Annotated in this window: 20 protein-coding genes; 7 read left to right on the top strand and 13 right to left on the bottom strand. The window is 71.1% G+C overall.

All coding sequences use genetic code 11. The features are described from left to right. Positions 1 to 31 precede the first annotated feature (31 nt). A complete protein-coding gene (katG, locus tag SAM23877_RS33045; protein WP_053141208.1) occupies positions 32 to 2248 on the bottom strand; it encodes a catalase/peroxidase HPI in 2217 nt (738 codons plus the stop codon). Between the two features lie 23 nt (positions 2249 to 2271). Continuing rightward, positions 2272 to 2718, bottom strand: coding sequence for a Fur family transcriptional regulator (locus tag SAM23877_RS33040; RefSeq protein WP_053141206.1), 447 nt, complete (start codon positions 2716 to 2718; stop codon positions 2272 to 2274). A 201-nt stretch (positions 2719 to 2919) separates the two neighbouring features. Between SAM23877_RS33040 and SAM23877_RS33035 the strand changes: the two genes are divergently transcribed. Both SAM23877_RS33035 and SAM23877_RS33030 read left to right on the top strand, forming a co-directional pair. After that, positions 2920 to 4020, top strand: a complete 1101-nt coding sequence (locus tag SAM23877_RS33035) for a DUF475 domain-containing protein (RefSeq protein ID WP_053141204.1) — start codon at positions 2920 to 2922, stop codon at positions 4018 to 4020. 127 nt (positions 4021 to 4147) lie between these two features. Then, positions 4148 to 4570, top strand: coding sequence for a DUF350 domain-containing protein (locus tag SAM23877_RS33030; RefSeq protein ID WP_053141202.1), 423 nt, complete (start codon positions 4148 to 4150; stop codon positions 4568 to 4570). 41 nt (positions 4571 to 4611) lie between these two features. Here the strand turns inward: SAM23877_RS33030 and SAM23877_RS33025 are convergent, their stop codons facing one another. The 7 genes from SAM23877_RS33025 to rpmG form a co-directional block, all read right to left on the bottom strand. After that, positions 4612 to 5772, bottom strand: a complete 1161-nt coding sequence (locus tag SAM23877_RS33025; protein ID WP_053141200.1) for an oxygenase MpaB family protein — start codon at positions 5770 to 5772, stop codon at positions 4612 to 4614. A gap of 13 nt (positions 5773 to 5785) precedes the next feature. Then, complete coding sequence (locus tag SAM23877_RS33020; RefSeq protein ID WP_053141198.1) at positions 5786 to 6844, bottom strand: polyprenyl synthetase family protein; 1059 nt, start codon at positions 6842 to 6844, stop codon at positions 5786 to 5788. Then, complete coding sequence (locus SAM23877_RS33015; protein WP_053141196.1) at positions 6837 to 7121, bottom strand: hypothetical protein; 285 nt, start codon at positions 7119 to 7121, stop codon at positions 6837 to 6839. The genes SAM23877_RS33020 and SAM23877_RS33015 overlap by 8 nt, the downstream gene beginning before the upstream one ends. Positions 7122 to 7278: 157 nt before the next feature. Further along, the gene (locus tag SAM23877_RS33010; protein ID WP_053141194.1) at positions 7279 to 7470 is read right to left on the bottom strand and encodes a hypothetical protein; all 192 of its coding nucleotides are present in this window, start codon (positions 7468 to 7470) and stop codon (positions 7279 to 7281) included. Positions 7471 to 7612: 142 nt separating this feature from the next. Further along, positions 7613 to 8686: a polyprenyl synthetase family protein gene (locus SAM23877_RS33005; protein ID WP_053141192.1), complete on the bottom strand. Its 1074-nt coding sequence runs from the start codon at positions 8684 to 8686 to the stop codon at positions 7613 to 7615. Between the two features lie 213 nt (positions 8687 to 8899). Continuing rightward, positions 8900 to 9022, bottom strand: coding sequence for a type B 50S ribosomal protein L36 (ykgO, locus tag SAM23877_RS33000; protein ID WP_053141190.1), 123 nt, complete (start codon positions 9020 to 9022; stop codon positions 8900 to 8902). A 35-nt stretch (positions 9023 to 9057) separates the two neighbouring features. Further along, positions 9058 to 9222, bottom strand: a complete 165-nt coding sequence (gene rpmG / locus SAM23877_RS32995; protein ID WP_053141188.1) for a 50S ribosomal protein L33 — start codon at positions 9220 to 9222, stop codon at positions 9058 to 9060. Positions 9223 to 9424: 202 nt separating this feature from the next. On the opposite strand from rpmG, the gene SAM23877_RS32990 reads away from it, so the two are divergent. Continuing rightward, positions 9425 to 10651 (top strand): cytochrome P450, encoded by a 1227-nt coding sequence (locus SAM23877_RS32990; RefSeq protein ID WP_053141186.1) that lies wholly within the window; start codon positions 9425 to 9427, stop codon positions 10649 to 10651. A 99-nt stretch (positions 10652 to 10750) separates the two neighbouring features. Here the strand turns inward: SAM23877_RS32990 and SAM23877_RS32985 are convergent, their stop codons facing one another. Further along, positions 10751 to 11695 carry a TIGR01777 family oxidoreductase gene (locus SAM23877_RS32985; RefSeq protein WP_053141184.1) on the bottom strand — a complete coding sequence of 315 codons (945 nt, stop codon included), beginning with the start codon at positions 11693 to 11695 and terminating at the stop codon, positions 10751 to 10753. A 163-nt stretch (positions 11696 to 11858) separates the two neighbouring features. Here SAM23877_RS32985 and SAM23877_RS32980 point away from each other — a divergent pair, with 163 nt between their 5' ends. Next, a complete protein-coding gene (locus tag SAM23877_RS32980; RefSeq protein ID WP_053143101.1) occupies positions 11859 to 12698 on the top strand; it encodes a lysozyme in 840 nt (279 codons plus the stop codon). Between the two features lie 24 nt (positions 12699 to 12722). Here the strand turns inward: SAM23877_RS32980 and SAM23877_RS32975 are convergent, their stop codons facing one another. Next, positions 12723 to 13445, bottom strand: coding sequence for an FAD binding domain-containing protein (locus SAM23877_RS32975; RefSeq protein WP_053143100.1), 723 nt, complete (start codon positions 13443 to 13445; stop codon positions 12723 to 12725). Between the two features lie 225 nt (positions 13446 to 13670). On the opposite strand from SAM23877_RS32975, the gene SAM23877_RS32970 reads away from it, so the two are divergent. After that, complete coding sequence (locus SAM23877_RS32970; RefSeq protein WP_174532271.1) at positions 13671 to 14804, top strand: hypothetical protein; 1134 nt, start codon at positions 13671 to 13673, stop codon at positions 14802 to 14804. Positions 14805 to 15115: 311 nt separating this feature from the next. On the opposite strand, the gene SAM23877_RS32965 is transcribed toward SAM23877_RS32970, so the two are convergent. Then, positions 15116 to 15586, bottom strand: coding sequence for a DIP1984 family protein (locus SAM23877_RS32965; protein ID WP_053143096.1), 471 nt, complete (start codon positions 15584 to 15586; stop codon positions 15116 to 15118). 195 nt (positions 15587 to 15781) lie between these two features. On the opposite strand from SAM23877_RS32965, the gene SAM23877_RS32960 reads away from it, so the two are divergent. Continuing rightward, on the top strand, positions 15782 to 17017 hold the full coding sequence (locus SAM23877_RS32960) for a PP2C family protein-serine/threonine phosphatase (protein ID WP_079030578.1): 1236 nt from the start codon (positions 15782 to 15784) through the stop codon (positions 17015 to 17017). A gap of 135 nt (positions 17018 to 17152) precedes the next feature. Continuing rightward, positions 17153 to 18061 (top strand): non-homologous end joining protein Ku, encoded by a 909-nt coding sequence (gene ku, locus SAM23877_RS32955; protein WP_053141182.1) that lies wholly within the window; start codon positions 17153 to 17155, stop codon positions 18059 to 18061. An 82-nt stretch (positions 18062 to 18143) separates the two neighbouring features. Here the strand turns inward: ku and SAM23877_RS32950 are convergent, their stop codons facing one another. Next, on the bottom strand, positions 18144 to 18815 hold the full coding sequence (locus SAM23877_RS32950; protein ID WP_053141180.1) for an enoyl-CoA hydratase-related protein: 672 nt from the start codon (positions 18813 to 18815) through the stop codon (positions 18144 to 18146). Positions 18816 to 18860: the final 45 nt, after the last annotated feature.

Raw genomic sequence — 18860 nt, 5'->3', positions numbered from 1 at the left:
CGAGCTGCGGGCCGGCCCGGACACCGACGGATCAGACCAGGTCGAAGCGGTCGAGGTTCATGACCTTGACCCAGGCGTCGACGAAGTCGTGCACGAACTTCTCCTTGGCGTCGTCGCTCGCGTAGACCTCGGCGAGCGCCCGCAGTTCGGAGTTGGAGCCGAAGACCAGGTCGGCGCGGCTGCCGGCCCACTTGACCTCGCCGGTGGCGGCGTCACGGCCCTCGAACGTGGTCTGGTCCTCGGACGTCGACTTCCAGGTGACGCCCAGGTCGAGCAGGTTCACGAAGAAGTCGTTGGTCAGCGAGCCCGGCGTCCGGGTGAAGGCACCGAGCGGGGACTTCTGGTAGTTGGCGCCCAGGACCCGCAGGCCACCGACGAGGACGGTCATCTCGGGCGCGCTCAGGGTGAGCAGGTTCGCCCGGTCGAGCAGCAGGTACTCGGCCGGCAGGCGGTTGCCCTTGCCGAGGTAGTTGCGGAACCCGTCGGCGACCGGCTCCAGCGCCTCGAACGACTCGGCGTCGGTGTGCTCCTCCGTGGCGTCCACCCGGCCCGCGGTGAAGGGGACCTGCACCTGGAAGCCGGCCTCCTTGGCGGCCTTCTCCACGGCGGCGGTGCCACCGAGGACGATCAGGTCGGCCAGGGAGACCTTCTTCGTGCCGGAGTTGAACTCCTGCTGGATGCCCTCCAGGACCCGCAGGACCTGCGCCAGCTCGTCGGGCTCGTTGACCTCCCAGCCGCGCTGCGGCTCCAGGCGGATGCGGGCGCCGTTGGCACCGCCGCGCTTGTCGCTGCCGCGGAAGGTGGACGCCGAGGCCCACGCGGTGGACACCAGCTGCGAGACGGACAGGCCGGACTCGAGGAGCTTGGTCTTCAGGGTGGCGACGTCCTCGGCGTCGACGGGCTCGCCGTCGGCCTCCGGCAGCGGGTCCTGCCAGAGCAGGGTCTCCTCGGGCACCTCCGGGCCGAGGTAGAGGGACTTCGGGCCCATGTCACGGTGGGTCAGCTTGTACCAGGCGCGGGCGAAGGCGTCCGCGAACTCCTCGGGGTTCTCGTAGAACCGGCGGGAGATCGGCTCGTAGATCGGGTCGTAGCGCAGCGAGAGGTCGGTGGTGAGCATCTTCGGACGGTGCTTCTTCGACGGGTCGTGCGCGTCGGGGACGATCTCCGGGGCGTCCTTGGCCACCCACTGGTTCGCACCGGCCGGGCTCTGCTCGAGCTCGTACTCGAACTCGAAGAGGTTCTTGAAGAACCCGTTGCTCCACCGGGTCGGGGTGGACGTCCAGGTGACCTCCAGGCCGGAGGTGATGGCGTCCCCGCCCTTGCCCGTGCCGAAGCTGTTCCGCCAGCCCAGGCCCTGCTCCTCCATGGAGGCGGCCTCGGGGTCGTCGCCGACGTGGTCGGCCGGGCCGGCGCCGTGGGTCTTGCCGAAGGTGTGGCCGCCGGCGATCAGCGCGACGGTCTCCTCGTCGTTCATCGCCATGCGGCCGAACGTCTCGCGGATGTCGCGGGCGGCGGCGATCGGGTCCGGGTTGCCGTTGGGGCCCTCGGGGTTGACGTAGATCAGGCCCATCTGGACCGCGCCGAGCGGGTTCTCCAGCTCGCGGTCGCCGCTGTAGCGCCGGTCGTCGAGCCAGGTGGTCTCGGGACCCCAGTAGACGTCCTCCTCGGCCTCCCACACGTCGGCGCGGCCGCCGGCGAAGCCGAAGGTCTCGAAGCCCATCTGCTCCAGGGCGACGTTGCCGGTGAGGATCAGCAGGTCGGCCCAGGACAGGCTCTGGCCGTACTTCTTCTTGACCGGCCACAGCAGGCGGCGGGCCTTGTCGAGGTTGCCGTTGTCGGGCCAGCTGTTGAGCGGGGCGAAGCGCTGCTGTCCGGCGCCGGCGCCGCCGCGGCCGTCGCTGATGCGGTAGGTGCCCGCGCTGTGCCAGGCCATGCGGATCATCAGCGGGCCGTAGTGGCCGAAGTCGGCGGGCCACCAGTCCTGCGAGGTGGTGAGCACCTCGGCGATGTCGCGCTTCACGGCCGGCAGGTCGAGCGAACCGAACGCCTCGGCGTAGTCGAACCCGTCACCCAGCGGGTTGGCCACCGCGGGGTTCTTGGCGAGGATCTTCAGGTTGAGCCGCTCCGGCCACCACTGGCGGTTTCCGCCCCCCTGGGTGGGGTGCGGGGCGCGTCCGTGGGCGACCGGGCAACCACCGGCCTCCTCGGTTTTCGCGTCGGTCACGATGGCGTCGTGGTTCTCGGACATGGACATCCTTCCGGAGGGGCGGATCAAGGTGCTGGGGTACTGCCGGGGGTGGAGCAGTCGGGGCACAGGCCCCGGTAGATGACCTCGGCCTCGTCTATCGCGAAGCCGTGGTCGTCGGAGGCGGTCAGACAAGGCGCCTCGCCGACGGCGCAGTCGACGTCGGCGAGGGCGCCGCAGGACCGGCACAGGACGTGGTGGTGGTTGTCCCCCACCCGCCCCTCGAACCGCGCCGGGCCGCCGGGCGGCTGGATGCGGCGCACGAGTCCCGCCGCGGTGAGCGCGTGCAACGCCTCGTACACGGCTTGCAGGGAGACGTGGCCCACGCGCCGGCGTACACCGGCGGCGATCGCCTCGGCGTCGAGGTGACCGCCCCGCCGGACGGTCTCGAGCAACGCGACGCGGGCTGCGGTCACGCGTAGACCGGCCCCGCGCAGCTCGGAGGCGACGGCCGTATCCGGGGATGCGGTCATGGCGGGAACCTACTCCGCCAAACACGAAAGCCTCAAGGAAACGAAGCGATCCATTTTGGTGACGGTCCGGTGCCGCGGGCGGCGCCGAGCCGGGCGTGCCCCGGTGACGGTGATCGATCGTGGTAGACAACGTGGGTGCGGGGCACTGGCAGGGAACGCCGGATCCGGCGCAGCGCGACAACAGGAGTGAGTGAGTAGCCCGTGCTTGTGAAGACGTTCCGTTGGGCCTTCGCCGTCACCGCCCTGGGCCTGGCCGCGGGAGTGCTGTACGAGGGGTGGACCGCCTTCGGCCTCGTCGCGATCCTCGCCGTGCTGGAGGTCTCCCTGTCCTTCGACAACGCGGTGATCAATGCCGGAATCCTGAAGAAGATGAGTGCCTTCTGGCAGAAGATCTTCCTCACCGTCGGCATCGTGATCGCCGTCTTCGGCATGCGCCTGGTCTTCCCCGTCGTCATCGTGGCGGTCAGTGCCCGGCTGAGCCCGTGGTCCGCGGTGCACCTGGCGCTCACGGACAAGGAGCGCTACCAGGAGCTGGTGACGGACGCCCATCCGTCGATCGCCGCCTTCGGTGGCATGTTCCTCCTGATGATCTTCCTCGACTTCGTCCTGGAGGACCGGGAGATCAAGTGGCTCGGTCCGCTGGAGCGCGCGCTGGCCAAGCTCGGCAAGGTGGACATGCTGTCGGTCTGCGTCGCACTGATCGTGCTGCTGGTCTCCGCGATCACCTTCGGTGCCCACGCCCACCAGCACGGCGGCATCCACGCCGACAAGGCGGAGACGGTGCTCCTCGCCGGTATCGGCGGTCTGATCACGTACATGGTCGTCGGCGGTCTCTCCGGCTTCTTCGAGGACAGGCTCGAACGGGAGGAGGAGCGTGAGCGTGACGCCGAGACAGCGGCGGCGCGTTCCGGCGGGAACCGTTCGGCCGTCGCCCTCACCGGCAAGGCCGCGTTCTTCATGTTCCTCTACCTGGAGGTCCTGGACGCGTCGTTCTCCTTCGACGGCGTCATCGGCGCCTTCGCCATCACCAACGACATCGTCCTGATGGCCCTCGGCCTCGGCATCGGCGCCATGTACGTCCGGTCGCTCACCGTCTACCTGGTCCGCCAGGGCACCCTCGACGACTACGTGTACCTGGAGCACGGCGCCCACTACGCCATCGGCGCCCTCGCCGTCATCCTCCTGGTCACCATCGAGTACGAGATCAACGAGGTCGTCACCGGCCTCATCGGCGTCGTCCTGATCGGCGCCTCCTTCTGGTCCTCCGTCCGCCGCAACCGCGCCCTCGCGGCCGGCTCCTGACGTCGGGTCCCGGCCGGACCGCGGGATCGCCGACCGCAGGGCCATGGGGTCGAACGGGTGCGCTACATTTTGCAGCGCCTCGACCACGATCACCCCCGATCCCTCACGCTACGGAGCCGGCACCCCCATGAGCGACATCGTCAACGGACTCGGCCGTGCCGCCGCCTACGGCGGCCTCGGCCTGGTCCTCCTGGTCCTCGGCATCGTCCTCGTGGACGTGCTGACGCCCGGGAAGCTCGGCCGGCAGATCTGGGAACAGCGCAACCGCAACGCGGCGATGGTGCTCAGTTCCGCGCTGCTCGGCATCGGCGGCATCGTGTTCACGTCCATCTGGACGACGTACGAGGACTTCGGCAAGGGGCTGGTGTCCACCGCGGCGTTCGGACTGCTGGGGCTCGTGATGATGGCCCTGGCATTCCTCGTGGTCGACCTCATCACCCCGGGGCGGCTGGGCGCGACGCTGGTCGAGCCGGAGCCCCACCCCGCGGTGTGGGTCACGGCGTCCTGCAACCTCGCCGTCTCCGCGGTCATATCGGCCTCCATCGCCTGACGCCCGCCGGTCCCGTCCGGCCCGCGACGGCCGGCCGCGGCTCAGGAGACGGTGGCGGGCGGCGGCGTCCAGCGCCGGGTGCGGGCCGCGGCGCCCGAGAGTCCGTAATCCTTCCTCAGTTGTTCGGGAACGGCGTAGTGCATGACGCGTCCGCGGGTGAGGGAGGACAGTTCGAGGACCGTGGTGAGGTGGCCGATCCGGTCCAGCGCCCACGCGCCCAGCGGTGAGCGGTCCTCGATCGTCTCCAGGACGCCCAGCAGGTGCGGAGTGGCCTTCACCAGCGTGTCCCAGGTGGTGCGGGGAACTTCCAGCCAGTCGGCGCACGTGTCCCCGACGAGGTAGCGGATCAGGGCGGAGACCACCGGGTCGAAGAGGGTGCCCGGGACGACTTCCTCGTACAGGTCGATCAACTGCCGCGTCAGATGGGCGCCCTCCTCGGAGGGGCCCATGTGGCGCAGCATGTACAGGTCAAGGAACTGGCGCGCCTCGTCGAGCGTGCCGGGGACGGCCGTCTGGTCGACACCGAGCATGGCACCGACCACGCGCCAGGCGTAGAAGTACGCGTCCGCCCCTTCGGCCGACATGTGGATACCGAGACGGTGCAGGCTGTCCAGGACCAGCAGGGAGAAGAACATCTGCCCGCCGATCATGTCCTCCTGGCAGATCGGTACGCCCAGGGCATCGGTGTCCCAGCGGTCCTCCCGCTTCAGGTGGTGGCGGATGGCGGCGTGCAGCAGACGCACCTTCTGGGCGGCCGGGATGAAGCGGCCCCCGGCCTCGAAGGCGTCCGGTTGCATCAGGTAGACGGTGAACTGGCCGGTCTCCGCCATGCGTTTGGAGGGGTAGCTCAGTCCGTGGGTGGCCGACAGCAGCCGGGCCACGTGCGGGACGACGTAGCAGGCGGGCATGGAGGCGAAGGACAACGCGGTGGAGATGTGCACGTTGTTGTCGATGAAGAAGAGGCGGGCCCTCTCCATCTCGCTCCAGTCCACCCAGTCGGGCGGGGCGCCGGTCACTCGCAGGTACTCCCTGGCCACCCCGGGCAGGCCGTCCGGCAGGGCCTGGCCGGCGGTGGAGACGTAGCGCATCAGGGAGTTGAACTTGCCGACCTCGCCGCGCTCGAACAGGGTGGCCACGACGGCGTCGGCCAGGTCGTCGCCGCTGCGGCGCAGGGCGTCCATCGAGGTCTCGGTGTAGGTCATCGCGGTCTCCTCGTCAGTGGATGCGGTCGGTGGCCTGCTGGGCGAGGGCGTACAGCACCCGGCGCGCGTGCGGTGGCGTGTCGGCGGAGTCCAGGGCGCGGGTGGCCCGTTCCACGCGGGCGCCGATCATCCGCTCGACGCGTTGCGGGGCCTTCAGCTCCCGCATGAGGGCGCGCACCTCGCGCAGGTGCGTCTCGTCCAGGTCGCTGCGGCCCAGCACGCCGCGCAACCGCTCCCGCTGGGAGGCGTCGGCGGCCTCCCAGGTCTCGGCCAGCAGGGCGGTGGGCCGGTGGGTCCGCAGGTCGTCCAGGCCCGCCTTGCCGGTGCGCTCCGGGTCCCCGAACAGACCGAGCAGGTCGTCGCGGAGCTGGAACGCCTCGCCGAGCGGCAGGCCGTAGGCGGAGTAGGCCTCCCGCAGTCCGGGGCCGGCGCCGGCGAGCAGGCCGCCGATGAGCAGGGGGTGTTCGACGGTGTACTTGGCGGTCTTGTACCGGACCACCTTGAGCGAGGTCCCGGTGTCCGGTCGTCCGCCGGTGTGCAGGATCTCCAGGCACTCACCGGCGACGAGTTCCCGGGCGAGCTCGGCCCACAGACCCCGGGCACGGGCGAGGTAGGCGGCGGGAAGGCCGCTGCCGGCGAACAGCTGCCCCGCGAGGGCCATCAGGTGATCGCCCACCAGCATGGCCAGGGACCGGGCGGCGGCGCGGGGCCGACGGCGGCCGTCCCGGGCCAGTACGGCTTCCAGGGCGACGTGGGCGGTGGGCAGACCGTGCCGCAGCGGGCTGTCGTCGATGAGGTCGTCGTGGACGATCGCCGCGGCGTGCACCAGTTCCATGGCGGCCGCCGCTCGCACCAGCGCGTCGTCGTCGGGCTGTCCGGCCGCTCGCCAGCCCCAGTAGCAGAAGGCGGCTCGCAGTCGCTTGCCGTGCCCGGCGGCGCCGCGCAGCTGCTCGGCCACGGGGGCGAGGGCGTCGTCGACGGCCACCAGGTGACCGGCCTCCTCGTCCACGTAGCTCCGCAGTACGCCGTCGACACGGACCTTGAAGGCGGCCGGGTCCCAGCGGTCAGTCATCGACGCCGTCGGCCGCCCGTCGCACGCGTACGTGCTGGGCGAGTACCTCCAGGTGGGCGGGCGGCACGTTGGTGCACCGCTCCAGGGCCAGCCTGCCCCGGGCCTGGAGATCCTGTTCCGCCTCCCTCACCAGGTCGGCGGTGTCCGAGCGGCGCAGGAGCCCGCGGACCGCGCCCACCGCCGAACCGAGCGTGCTCACCGCCAGGTCGGCGAGTCCGGCGACCACCAGCACGGCCTGGTCGTCCCGGCCTCTGCCCCGTCGCGTCGCGTGCGCCATGCTTCTCCCCAGAGATCGCGCCGTCACCGATGCGCCTGGTCAGCGGCGCATCCGGTCAGATCATGACCGGATGGAACGGGCAGAAGATCCCGAATACCCCTTTGAGCGACGCGGGGAACTGGTGAGCGGTCCGGGGAACTGGCGTCGGACGGGCTGCTCAGTCGTCCGCAGCGCTTCTCCCGCCCGCGCTTCTGCCGGAGCCCTTCGCACCGCGCACCAGCTCACCCGCCGCAAGGGTCACGGCGGACACCGCTCGCACCCAGCGCGGCCCTCCCCGCGCCGCCCACACGACGCAGGCACACCCCGCGAGGACGAGGACGAGGATGCCGGACAGAAACAGCACAGCCATGTTCGTTCCCTTGCTTTCCCTTGGACCGCGACGGCTCTCCCTCGTCCGCGACGGCCTTCCTGAAGACCGCGGCCACTGTCCTCGGACCGCGACCTGCCTCCGAACCGCGACCGTCCCCCTCGTACCGCGGCGAGACGGCGGTTCACCCGGCCCGCTCGACGCTCCACATCGGCAGCCGCTCGAAGAAGCCGACCGCGTCCTCGCGCCACCGCGGACGCCAGCCCGCGGCCACCTGGCCGGCCTGCTCGGCGTAGCGTCGCATGTCCGCCCGCATGCGGGAAGCCACGCCGCGACGCTCCCCGATCTCCCGTACGGCGGCGACGGTCTCCGGTGTGCAGGCCCGGTCCCCGAGGGCCCCTTCCACGAGGACGCGCTCGGCGCCGCTCACCGCGGACAACAGGCGGGCGACGGTGTAACTGCGCCTGCCCTCGCGGAGGTCGGTGCCCGTCGGCTTGCCCATGGCGGCCGCGTCGCCGAACAGGTCCAGGTAGTCGTCGCGCATCTGGCCGCAGATGCCGACCAGGCGCGCGTAGCGACGCAACTCCTCCTCGAAGGCGGCCGGCTGTTCGCCCGCGGCCAGGAGCCCGAGGTACAGCGGGGCGAGGACCGAGTAGCGGGCGGACTTGTGGTCGGCCACGTCGTGCAGGACGTCGTCGTCCGGGACCGCGGGGGCGAAGTCGCGCTCCAGGTCGGCGATCTGCCCCACGAAGGTGTCGGTCGCGGCGCGTGTCTGGACCTCCACCATGGCCTGCCGCACCTCGACCGGGAGCTCGGCGTCCAGCAGCACGCGCAGGGAGAGGGCGAGCGCGAGGTCTCCCGCGAGGACGGTGAGCCCGAGCGCGGCCTGCGGGTGCCGGGGGAACCGCTCCCGGTAGGCGTGGTAGGTGGTCGGTCCGCCCCGGCGGGTGGCGCTGTCGTCGATGAGGTCGTCGTGCACCAGGCCGTGGGTCTGCAGCAGCTCGATGCTCAGCGCGGCGGCGTCCAGTCCGTCGACGGGCTCGTCCCGCACCAGGCGCGCGGCCTCGTGCAGCAGCACGACCCGCATCCGCTTGCCGCCCCGCAGGGACAGGTCGCGCAGCAGTTCCAGGCACTCCGGGGTGAACCGGCTGAACGACGGCGCCTCCAGCGTCGCGCTCAGCGTCTCGAAGTACTCCGCGAAGAGCACGTCGAACCGGCGCGCGCACCGGGCGGCACGGTCCAGCGGCTGCTCGGACATGGCGGGGTCCTCCTGGGGCGGGGCGGGTGTCGCCCCGCAGTGTGTCAGGTGGCGCGCCCGGGGACGGCGGGGGCTCGGGGCCTCCCGTCGGAGGTCGCCGCTCTCCCGCATGCGGGCGGGCTCACGGCGGCGCGGTCGCGGGACGGCGCGATCACGGACATGACGGGGCCCGGCTCCGCCGTCGCGGGGCCGGGCCTCGGCGGTACGCGCGGTTCAGCCCTGGCGGGCCTTGAAGCGCGGATCCCGCCTGTTGATCACATAGGTCACGCCGCGGCGACGCACCACCTGTGCGCCGGGCCTGGCCTTCAACGCGCGCAAGGACTTACGCACCTTCATGATCGCCTCCTGGCTCCCTGGCTCCGTCGCGCCGTTCAGCGTTCCTCGCGGAACGGAACGTGCTCCCCCGCCACCGGGTCGTACTTGCGCAGGACGAGCCGGTCGGGGTCGTTCAGCCGATTCTTGCGCGTCACGTAGGTGACGCCGGTGCCCGCCGTCGACCTCAGCTTGACGACCGGGCGTGCGGTGCTGCGTGCCATGGTGCTCCTTCCGACCACGGCGCGGGCTGCGGATCTATCTGTCCCGCGCATGTCAGTCACCGCAGTCAACAGCGCCGGCCGGTGGTCCATTCCCGGGGCCCGCCCGGTCACCGTCGCGATGCCGGGCGCCGGCCTGGGCTGTCGGTGCCGTCGCTTCGTGAATAGCCTGACGCGGTACGGCCGTTGTCGACCCAGGAGCCTCATGTCCGCCGCCCAGCAGGTCCCCGACATCCTCTCCGCCGAGTTCGCGGCGAACCCCTATCCGGCCTACCGCGCGATGCGGGAGGGTGCGCCGCTCTTCTGGCACGAGGCCACGCGGAGCTGGATCGTCTCGCGCTACGAGGACGTGGAACGCGTCTTCAAGGACCGGGACGGGCAGTTCACGACCGAGAACTACGACTGGCAGATCGAGCCCGTGCACGGCAGGACGATCCTGCAGCTCAGCGGTCGTGAGCACGCGGTCCGGCGGGCGCTGGTCGCCCCCGCCTTCCGCGGCACCGATCTCCAGGAGCGCTTCCTGCCCGTGATCGAGCGCAACTCCCGGGAGCTCATCGACGCGTTCCGGTACACCGGCCGGGCCGATCTGGTGAGCGACTACGCGACCCGCTTCCCCGTCAACGTCATCGCGGACATGCTGGGGCTGGACAAGGCCGACCACGACCGCTTCCACGGCTGGTACACGTCCGTCATCGCCTTCCTCGGCAACCTCGCGGGCGACCCCGAGATCGCGGCGGCCGGTGCGCGTACCCGGGTGGAGTTCGCCGAGTACATGTTCCCGGTCATCCAGGAGCGTCGTGAGAACCCGGGCGACGACCTGCTGTCCACCCTGTGTGCCGCCGAGGTCGACGGGGTCAGGATGAGCGACGAGGACATCAAGGCCTTCTGCAGCCTGCTGCTCGCGGCCGGCGGCGAGACGACGGACAAGGCGATCGCGAGCATCTTCGCCAACCTGCTGGCCCACCCGGACCAGTTGGCGGCCGTGCGCGAGGACCGGACCCTGATCGCCCGGGCCTTCGCCGAGACGCTCCGCCACACCCCGCCCGTCCACATGATCATGCGCCAGTCGGCGACCGAGGTCGAGCTCAGCGGCGGCACCGTCCCGGCGGGCGCCACCGTCACCTGCCTCATCGGCTCGGCCAACCGCGACGAGAGCCGCTACCACGACCCGGACCGCTTCGACATCCTGCGCGACGACCTGACCACGACGACCGCCTTCTCGGCCGCCGCCGACCACGTCGCCTTCGCCCTCGGCCGTCACTTCTGCGTCGGGGCGCTGCTGGCGAAGGCAGAGGTGGAGATCGGAGTGGGCCAGCTTCTGGACGCCATGCCCGATCTGACGCCCGCCGACGGGTTCGACGCGGTGGAGCGGGGCGTGTTCACCCGGGGCCCGCAGTCGCTGCCGGTCCGGTTCACACCCCGAGCGGACTGAGCGAACGCCCTCCCGGGCGGAGGACACGGACACGCCCCGCCGCCCGGGGCCACCGGCAGGCGCCACGGGCCACGAGGCGACCCTTTCGCGCCCGTCTGCTCACCGGGACCCGCGCACCCGCCCCACGAGGTCCTCGGCCGCTTCCGGCCAGTCGGGGTGGTCGAAGGTGAACCCCGCCTCGAGCAGTCGGCCGGGGACGACACGCCGGCTCTTGAGGAGCAGTTCGGTGTCGGAGCGCAGGACCAGGGCGCCGAGTTCGGCCATCCACCGCGTGGCGGGCAGGCCGACCGGTACGCCCCGCGCCTGCCGCAGGGCGCGCATGAAGGCACGTTGCGGAAGGGGAGACGGAGCGGCGAGATTGACCGGACCGGTGAGGTCTTCGCGGCCGGCCAGGAACTCGACCGCGCGGACGAAGTCGCGCTCGTGGATCCAGGACACGTACTGCGCTCCGCCCGCGACGGGGCCGCCGAGCCCCAGTCGCGCCAGCCGCAGCAGGACGTCCAGGACTCCGCCCCGGTCGGGGCTCATCACCATGGCGGAACGCAGGGCCACCTTGCGGGTGTGCGGGGTGTCGGCACGCTCCAGTTCCCGCTCCCAGGCCTTGGCGATCTCGACGCTGTACGACCAGTAGGCCGGCACATCGGCTTCGCGGCCGCCGACCACACCGGTGGCCTCGTCGTGGGGTGCGTCGAAGCGGTGGGCGTAGACGGTGGCGGTGCTCATCTGCAGCCAGACCCGGGGCGGCTCGGCGACCGCCGCGATCGCCTCGCCCACGACGCGCGCGGAGTGCACGCGCGAGTCCATCATGGCCCGCAGGTTGGTGGGCGTGTAACGGCAGTTCACACTGCGGCCGGCCAGATTGACGACCATGTCGCTGCCGTCGATCTCCTTGAACCAGTCCCCCGGCGTCCTGCCGTCCCACGGGACCTCGCCCCGCTGCTCCGGCCGGCGGCTGAGCACCACGACCTCGTGTCCTGCGGCGGTCCAGGCACGTCCCAGAACCGTTCCGACCTGCCCGGTTCCCCCAGGGATCACGATCTTCATGGGCTGCTCCCCCCTCGTCGTACGGCGACCATATCCCAGATTTGAACACGTTCAAACCGGCGGATCGGCCGGGTGTCGCCCCGCACCGGGCCCACCCCCCCCCCCACACCGTCTGGACGAGCGTGGGGTGCGGTCCGGCGCGACAGCGGATCGGATGGGTGCCATGCGCAGACCCATAGCCGTGGCGCCCAGCCACTCACGTCGCCTGCTCACGTCAGGCGTCCTCCTCGCCGTCCCGTCGCTTCTCCTGACCCTGCCCGCGGCCCCCGCGTCGGCCGACGGGACGGGCGCGACACCTGTCCGCGGGTCCGCCCACATGGGCATGGGGGTCCTGGCCCACGAAGGGGTCCAGGGACAGCCCGCGGACACCCGGGTCACCCAGACCGAAGGGGTGGACGTCTCCAGCCATCAGGGCAACGTCGCCTGGCCGACCCTCTGGAGCAGCGGGGTCAAGTGGGCCTATGTGAAGGCCACCGAGGGCACCTCCTACCGGAACCCCTACTACGCACAGCAGTACGGCGGTTCGTACGACGTCGGCATGATCCGCGGCGCGTACCACTTCGCGACGCCGGACGGCGCCGGCGGTGCCGCCCAGGCGGACTACTTCGTGGACCACGGCGGCGGCTGGTCCAAGGACGGCAGAACGCTGCCGGGCGTGCTCGACATCGAGTACAACCCGTACGGGGACACCTGCTACGGCAGGACGGCGAGTCAGATGGTCGCGTGGATCGGCGACTTCCTGGACCGCTACAAGGCGCGCACCGGCCGCGACGCCGCGATCTACACCTCCACCAACTGGTGGAAGCAGTGCACCGGGGACTACAGCGGCTTCGGCTCCACCAACCCGTTGTGGATCGCCCGGTACGCCTCGACCGTGGGCCCCCTCCCGGCCGGCTGGGACTTCCACACGATGTGGCAGTACACCTCCACCGGGCCGACCGTCGGGGACCACGACAAGTTCAACGGCGCGCTGGACCAGGTCAAGGCGCTGGCCAACGGCTGAGGCCCGCCCGTCCGTGCCGCCGCGTCAGCGCTCGGTGAGGGAATCCAGGATGTCGGCGACCTGCTCACGCACCACGTCCCGGGCCCCGGGGGGCAGGGCGCCGACATCCGAACGCCGCAGCAGGTCGAAGGCCCCGTCGGCACCCGCGTCGCACGACACGGTCCCGCTGAGCACCTCGTAGCCGTCGCGGACGGCGACCCTCAGCTGCCGCGGGCCCCCGTCCACGGCGTGCACGGCGGTGGCGACGACCAGCGGCGGCGGTCCGCCGGCCTCGGCGGGCTCCTTGCGGTATCCGCTGGCCAACGGGGTGCGCCAGCGCAGGCCCAGCAGGAGGTGGCGCTTGGCGACCACCTCGGGCAGATCGGTCTCGTAGGCCCGGTCGGGTCCCAGCACCGTGGCCCGGGCGTCCAGCACCAGGGCCGCGGGCAGCAGGCAACGCAGGCTGCTGCCGACCAGGTTGCCCCCGACCGTGGCCGTCCGGCGTACGGCTCCGGTGCCCACGGTGCCGGCCGCCCTGCGCAGTACCTCCGGCACCCGGGCGTCTATCCGGTGCAGCACCACGGCCGCCCCCAGCGCCTCGGGTTCGACCACGGACGCCTCCGGCAGGTCGCGCAGCGACATGGCCAGTTCGGGAAAGCCGTCCCGTTGCCAGGTGGCCCACACGAGCGTGGCCCCGCCGATGGGCACCGCTCCCTGCGCCATGCACTCCTGCGCTTCGGACACGGACGTGGGCAGACGCACCAGCATGACGATGACCTGCTTTCCCCGGAGGGCGGCGGTCGGACGGCACCGCCGCGTGATCACGGTCACTGCGCATTCTCCGTACCCCCGCGGGGGCGCGTACAGGGCTCACTCATTCGCCGTGTGCGCCGTTCACGCGCCGGCGCCAGCGTGGCAGGTGCGCTCCGACGCCCCCCGCGGAGGCATCCTGTGGGCACCTGCGATCGCGAGTGCGGCCGACGAGAAGGAGTCATGCGCGTGTCGTCCCAGGGCATTACGGTCGTGGCTCTCCTGGCGGATCCGGACGCGCCGACGGAGATCGCGCAGCGCATGGCCCGGGCACTTCCCGATCGGCTCGCCGAGAGGTCGGGCCAGGGGCGACGGTTCCACGTCGAGGTGGTGAGTGAGCCCTTCACCGCGGGGACCGAGGACCCGCCCACCTTGATGCGCCGGATCTCGGACCGCGCGGGTGCGGAGACCTGGGACGTCGTCGTAGCGCTCACCGACCTGCCGCTGCACTCCCACGGGCGCGAGCTCGTGGTGGAGCTGAGTCACGCACACGGTTCGGCGCTGCTGTCCCTTCCTCCCCTGGGAGGCTTGCGGCTGCAGAGAAGAGCCCGGCGGGCAGTGGAGGAAGCCGTGCTCAGCTTGGTGGGTCCGCGGGCCACCGGGAACGGGGGAACTCCACGGGACCAGCCGCCGGCGGGGTCCTTCGTCGGCCGCCTCGCGCCCGTCCGTCCAGGTCCCGTCGGTGAGGAAGAGTCCGTCGATCTGCGCTATGTCGCCGGCGGGCCGCGCGGTCACCTGAGGGTGCTTCTCGGGATGGTCCGCGCCAACCGGCCGTGGCGGCTGTTGTCGGGTCTGTCGAAAGCCCTGGCGGCCGCACTCGCCACGGGTGCCATCGCCACCGTGAACTCCACCATCTGGAGCCTGGCCTCGTCCCTGAGCGTTCCACGCCTGGTGATCGCCATGGTCGGGTCCGTCGCGCTCATGCTCGGCTGGCTGATCGTGGACGCGCACCTGTGGCATCGGTCAGCGGAAGGAACGCCGGAGGCGAGGAGGAGGGCTGCCCTCTACAACGCGTCCACGGTCGTGACCGTGGGTATCGGGGTGCTGGTCTGCTACGTCGGTCTGATGGTCATCAACTTGGTGTGGGCGTTGTTCATCCTCAACGACCAAGTCTTCGCCTCCATGACACGAACCCCGCTGCAAGCGACGGAGTACTGGACGTTGTCCTGGTTCGTGGCTTCGGTCGCCACGGTGGGCGGCGCACTGGGGTCGAGCCTGGAGAGCGACGAGGCGATCCGGGCGGCGGCCTACTCCAAGCGCGAACAGGAGCGTCGCCACATGCTCCAGGACGACCACGCCGACCAGCTCCCGAAGTGAACGTCGGAGGTACTGGTTGACGGTGCGTGGTCGTCGTGCACCGAGACCCAGGGACCAGGCTTCGCGAAGGTGTGATCTGTGATGTGGAAAGCCCCGAGCCCGCCCTCGCCGCCTCGGATCTGCACGTGGTGATGTGCTGTGCAATGTGCACTGTCACCTGTACGCGATGCTGAGCTGCACTGTCATCGGGGAGTCGAACCCCCGCGTTGCTCTTCACGCGCCAGGAGTGGGCCGGAGAACCGCCGGCCCTCGGTGTGTGCACGCCTCCGAAACCGCTACCTGCTCCACATCGTTCCGGCTTGCCGGACTGCTCAGTCCAGCAGATCGACCTCCCAGTTCGCACGCTGGATGCGCACATCGATCTCGCGGATCTCCCGGGCCAGCGCATCCGCCTGACCGCGCAGTTCCGCGACCGGGAGCGCGGAGAGCATCAGCAGCTCGGAGCGGAGCTGCCGGCCGTATCCCCGCTCACCCTTGCCCGCTGCCGCGTCCGCCGCCGCGGTGACGACGGAGTGACGCAACCGAAGGACGTCCCGGCGCGCGAGGGCATCGGTGAGCGTGCCGTCCGGGCCCACCTCCACGGCGGCATTGGTCCGATTGATCCGCCGGATCAACGTTTCCAGGGTGTCCAGTACCTCGCCGGCCTCGGCCAACAGCTGAGCCGCGTCCTCGGCGGGGGTCTCCCCCTCCTGGTACCGCGCACTGTCGACAACGCGTGCTCGCAGCTGATCCACGCGGCGCGTCGCCTCCGCACGTTCTGCCAATGCCTCGGCAAGCTTCACTGTCTCCACCTCCCCCTCCATGAACCCGCACGAGTATAGGAGTGCGGACCGGCTCATTCGCACCTGATTTTGATCGAGAACGATGCGGAGACCCGGCAGCAGTCCCTGTGACCGCCCAGCCCCCTCGCCCAAGAATTGACGTTCCCCGTGACAGTTCCCAAGCTGTTAGTGGGGGCGCTGAAAGGGGCCGTTGCCGTGAGCAGTGGGCCGATCGAACTTCCCCGGCTGCTGACGGCAGCGGAGACAGCCGCGCCGGTCGACGCCGTCGACGTGGTCGCCGAGCACCTGCGACGACGTTTCGAGGCCAGAGAGATCTCCTTCCTCATCGTCGACCTGACGGGGAAGGCGGTGGCGCGACTGCCCACCTCGGACGTGCCGGGCGGGCGGGAGGCCCAGCGGATTCCCCTGTTCGGGAGCGTCTACGAGCAGGTGATCCGCACCCAGCGCCTGTACCAGGAGGCGACCGACCAGGGGCAGCGGATGATCGTTCCGGTCACCAACCGGGGGGACGCGATCGGGCTGCTGGAACTGATGCTGCCTGCCGTCCCCGACGAAGGCGTCCTGGAAGCGGTAGGGGAAGCCGCCCACGTCCTGGGCTACCTCGTGATCGCCAACGGGCGTTTCACCGATCTCTACAACTGGGGCAAACGCTCCAGGCCCCCGACGCTGGCAGCAGAGATCCAGTATCAGCTGCTGCCCCCGTCGCTGTCGTGCGAGGCCGCCCAGTTCGCCCTGTGCGGGAACCTGGAGCCTTCCGGAAACCTCAGCGGCGACACCTTCGACTACGCCGTGGACCGTGACACCCTCCACGTGTCGGTGACCGACCCCATGGGACACGACATCGCCGCCGCCCTGGCCGCCACCGTCCTGGTGAGCGCCCTGCGGGGCGCCCGCCGCGCCGGAGCGAGCCTGACCGACCAGGCGCACCGCGCCGACCGGGCACTGGCCGACCACGACCACGGCCACGCCACCGGCCAACTGCTCCGCGTCGACCTGCACACCGGCGTGGCCCAGCTCGTCAACGCGGGCCACCCCTGGCCCCTGCGGATGCGGGACGGCACCGTGGACGTGATCGCCTGCGCCGTGGACCCACCCTTCGGTCTGTCCGTCATCGAGCCCCACTCCTACCGGGCCCAGAACATCGACCTGCGCCCCGGTGACCGTCTGCTCATGCTCACCGACGGCATGCTCGAACGCCATGGAGAGGACATCGACCTCCCCGCCCTGCTGCGGCGCACCCGGAGTCTCCATCCGCGGGAAACCACGCTGATGCTGACCTCCGCGATCCGGGACGCCGCCGGCGGCCGGCTCGAGGACGATGCCACCGTGATGTGCCTGGACTGGCACGGCACCCAGGAAACCCAGCGACACGTCAGCTCCGGCGCCGACACCCGGCAAGCCTCCGCCGGCCGCCCGAAGCAGGAGCGGTGACAGTCGATCAACGCAGTGGACGGCGCTGATGTCCGCGTCCCTCGATCGCCCAGCAGGCGATGGCGTCCGAGCGCGTGCGGAGCCGCCGGTGCGCTCGTAGGCTGATCCCGCTCGGGGCCGCCTTGGAGGTTCGTCATGCCCCGCACCATCTGGTCCGGCGCCATCAGCTTCGGCCTGGTCACCGTCCCCATCGACGTGGTCAGTGCCACCGAGGACCACAGCATCCACTTTCACCGGGTACACCTGGACGACATGGCCCGGGTGCGGACCCGGAAGGTGTGCGAGCTGGAGGACCGCGAAGTCTCCTCCTCGGAGATCGGCAAGGGCTACGAGCTGTCCAGGACGCAGGTCATCCCGATCAGCGACGAGGAGCTGCGGGACCTGCCGCTGCCGACGGCGAAGGCGATCGAGATCGTCGCGTTCATGCCGTGGGAGTCCGTCGACCCGCTCCGGATCGCCGAGGGCTACTACCTGGCCCCGGACGGGCAGGTCGCGGCGAAACCGTACAAGCTGCTCCGCCAGGCCCTGGAGCGCTCGAGCCGCGTGGCCGTCGCCAGGTACGCCTGGTCCGGCCGGGAACGTCTCGGCCTCCTGCGGGTGCGCGAGGAGGCGATCGTCCTGCACGCCATGCGCTGGCCCGACGAGATCCGCGACCCGTCCTCGCTGACCCCGCCGCCGGTGGAGCTCACCGACGAGGAGATCGACGGGGCCCTCGCCCTCATGGACACGATGACCCGCGACGGGCTCGAAGGCGAGGAGTTCCGGGACACGTACACGGAGGCGGTCGCCGAGCTGATCGAGGCGAAGCGGGAACACCGTGAACCACCGGCCGCGAAGGAGGAGCCGGCGGCCGAGTCGGGGCAGCTGGTCGACCTGATGGCCGCGCTGCAGGAGTCGGTGTCGAAGGCGAAGGCCACCCGCGGCGAGGACACCGGCGGGCACGCGGACGTGCACGAGATGCCGAAGAAGCGGACGGCGAAGAAGGGACCGGCCAAGAAGACCGCGGCGAAGAAGACGGCCCGGAAACCGAGGAGGAGCGCCTAGCCCCAAGCACCCCGGCCCACTGCCCGGCCGGCCACCGCGCCCCCGGGCGGGCCCGGGGCGCGGTCGCCGGCGACGTGCCGGTTCAGCCGAGGGGTGCGGTGGTGTCGCGCAGGGTGGCCAGGGGCTGGGCGTACATGCGGGCCTTGATGGTGCCGAGGGTGTCACCGGCCTTGTTCACCTGTGCCTGGGCGATCTCGATGGCGGTGGAGCGCACGGCGTCCTCGGTGACCGCGCGGTCGACGACGCCGGCGGCCGCGGCGTCGGTGCCGCCGTAGCGGCGGGCGGTGAGCATGGCCTCGTGGGCGGTCCGGGGCGCCAGCCGGGACTGGATGAGGGCGGCCATGCCGGGGGTGAAGGGGATGTTGATGTCCGCTTCGGGCAGGCACCAGTAACCGCGGTCGGCGCGCATGACCCGGAAGTCGTGGGCGAGGGAGAACATCGCACCGGCGGCGAAGGTGTGCCCCTGCAGTGCGGCGACCGTGACGACCGGCAGGGAGAGCATCCGCGCGAACAGTGCGTGGACGGAGACGACGTAGTCCTGGTGCTGGTCGGCGTGGGCGAACAGCCAGTCCAGGTCGAGCCCGTTGGAGTAGAACTTGCCGGTGGCGGCGGTGACCAGGGCGCGGGGGCCTTCCGCCTTCTCCACCTCGTCGAGCGCGGCGCCGACAGCGGAGAGCCAGTCGGGGTGGAAGCGGTTCTCACCGTCTCCGAGGTCGAGGACGAAGACGTTGTCCTGACGGTCGAGCGAGGGCATGGCTACTCCTTCGGATCGAGCTGACGTGGTCGAGGGGGGACCGGC

It is taken from the genome of Streptomyces ambofaciens ATCC 23877 (genome assembly GCF_001267885.1).
Lineage (GTDB): Bacteria > Actinomycetota > Actinomycetes > Streptomycetales > Streptomycetaceae > Streptomyces > Streptomyces ambofaciens.
Note: the sequence above shows the minus strand (reverse complement) of the source record. Positions and strands in the feature narration are given on the sequence as shown.

Bases quoted from the DNA above. Each gene is read 5' to 3' on its own strand.
- SAM23877_RS33015 (WP_053141196.1), bottom strand. From the start codon at position 7,121: ATGGCGCACGCGACGCGACGGGGCAGAGGCCGGGACGACCAGGCCGTG.
- ku (WP_053141182.1), top strand. From the start codon at position 17,153: ATGCCCCGCACCATCTGGTCCGGCGCCATCAGCTTCGGCCTGGTCACC.
- katG (WP_053141208.1), bottom strand. From the start codon at position 2,248: ATGTCCGAGAACCACGACGCCATCGTGACCGACGCGAAAACCGAGGAG.
- SAM23877_RS32980 (WP_053143101.1), top strand. From the start codon at position 11,859: ATGCGCAGACCCATAGCCGTGGCGCCCAGCCACTCACGTCGCCTGCTC.
- SAM23877_RS32990 (WP_053141186.1), top strand. From the start codon at position 9,425: ATGTCCGCCGCCCAGCAGGTCCCCGACATCCTCTCCGCCGAGTTCGCG.
- SAM23877_RS32975 (WP_053143100.1), bottom strand. From the start codon at position 13,445: ATGCTGGTGCGTCTGCCCACGTCCGTGTCCGAAGCGCAGGAGTGCATG.
- SAM23877_RS33030 (WP_053141202.1), top strand. From the start codon at position 4,148: ATGAGCGACATCGTCAACGGACTCGGCCGTGCCGCCGCCTACGGCGGC.
- SAM23877_RS33025 (WP_053141200.1), bottom strand. From the start codon at position 5,772: ATGACCTACACCGAGACCTCGATGGACGCCCTGCGCCGCAGCGGCGAC.
- SAM23877_RS32950 (WP_053141180.1), bottom strand. From the start codon at position 18,815: ATGCCCTCGCTCGACCGTCAGGACAACGTCTTCGTCCTCGACCTCGGA.
- SAM23877_RS33040 (WP_053141206.1), bottom strand. From the start codon at position 2,718: ATGACCGCATCCCCGGATACGGCCGTCGCCTCCGAGCTGCGCGGGGCC.
- SAM23877_RS33005 (WP_053141192.1), bottom strand. From the start codon at position 8,686: ATGTCCGAGCAGCCGCTGGACCGTGCCGCCCGGTGCGCGCGCCGGTTC.
- SAM23877_RS32985 (WP_053141184.1), bottom strand. From the start codon at position 11,695: ATGAAGATCGTGATCCCTGGGGGAACCGGGCAGGTCGGAACGGTTCTG.
- SAM23877_RS32970 (WP_174532271.1), top strand. From the start codon at position 13,671: ATGCGCGTGTCGTCCCAGGGCATTACGGTCGTGGCTCTCCTGGCGGAT.
- ykgO (WP_053141190.1), bottom strand. From the start codon at position 9,022: ATGAAGGTGCGTAAGTCCTTGCGCGCGTTGAAGGCCAGGCCCGGCGCA.
- rpmG (WP_053141188.1), bottom strand. From the start codon at position 9,222: ATGGCACGCAGCACCGCACGCCCGGTCGTCAAGCTGAGGTCGACGGCG.
- SAM23877_RS33010 (WP_053141194.1), bottom strand. From the start codon at position 7,470: ATGGCTGTGCTGTTTCTGTCCGGCATCCTCGTCCTCGTCCTCGCGGGG.
- SAM23877_RS33020 (WP_053141198.1), bottom strand. From the start codon at position 6,844: ATGACTGACCGCTGGGACCCGGCCGCCTTCAAGGTCCGTGTCGACGGC.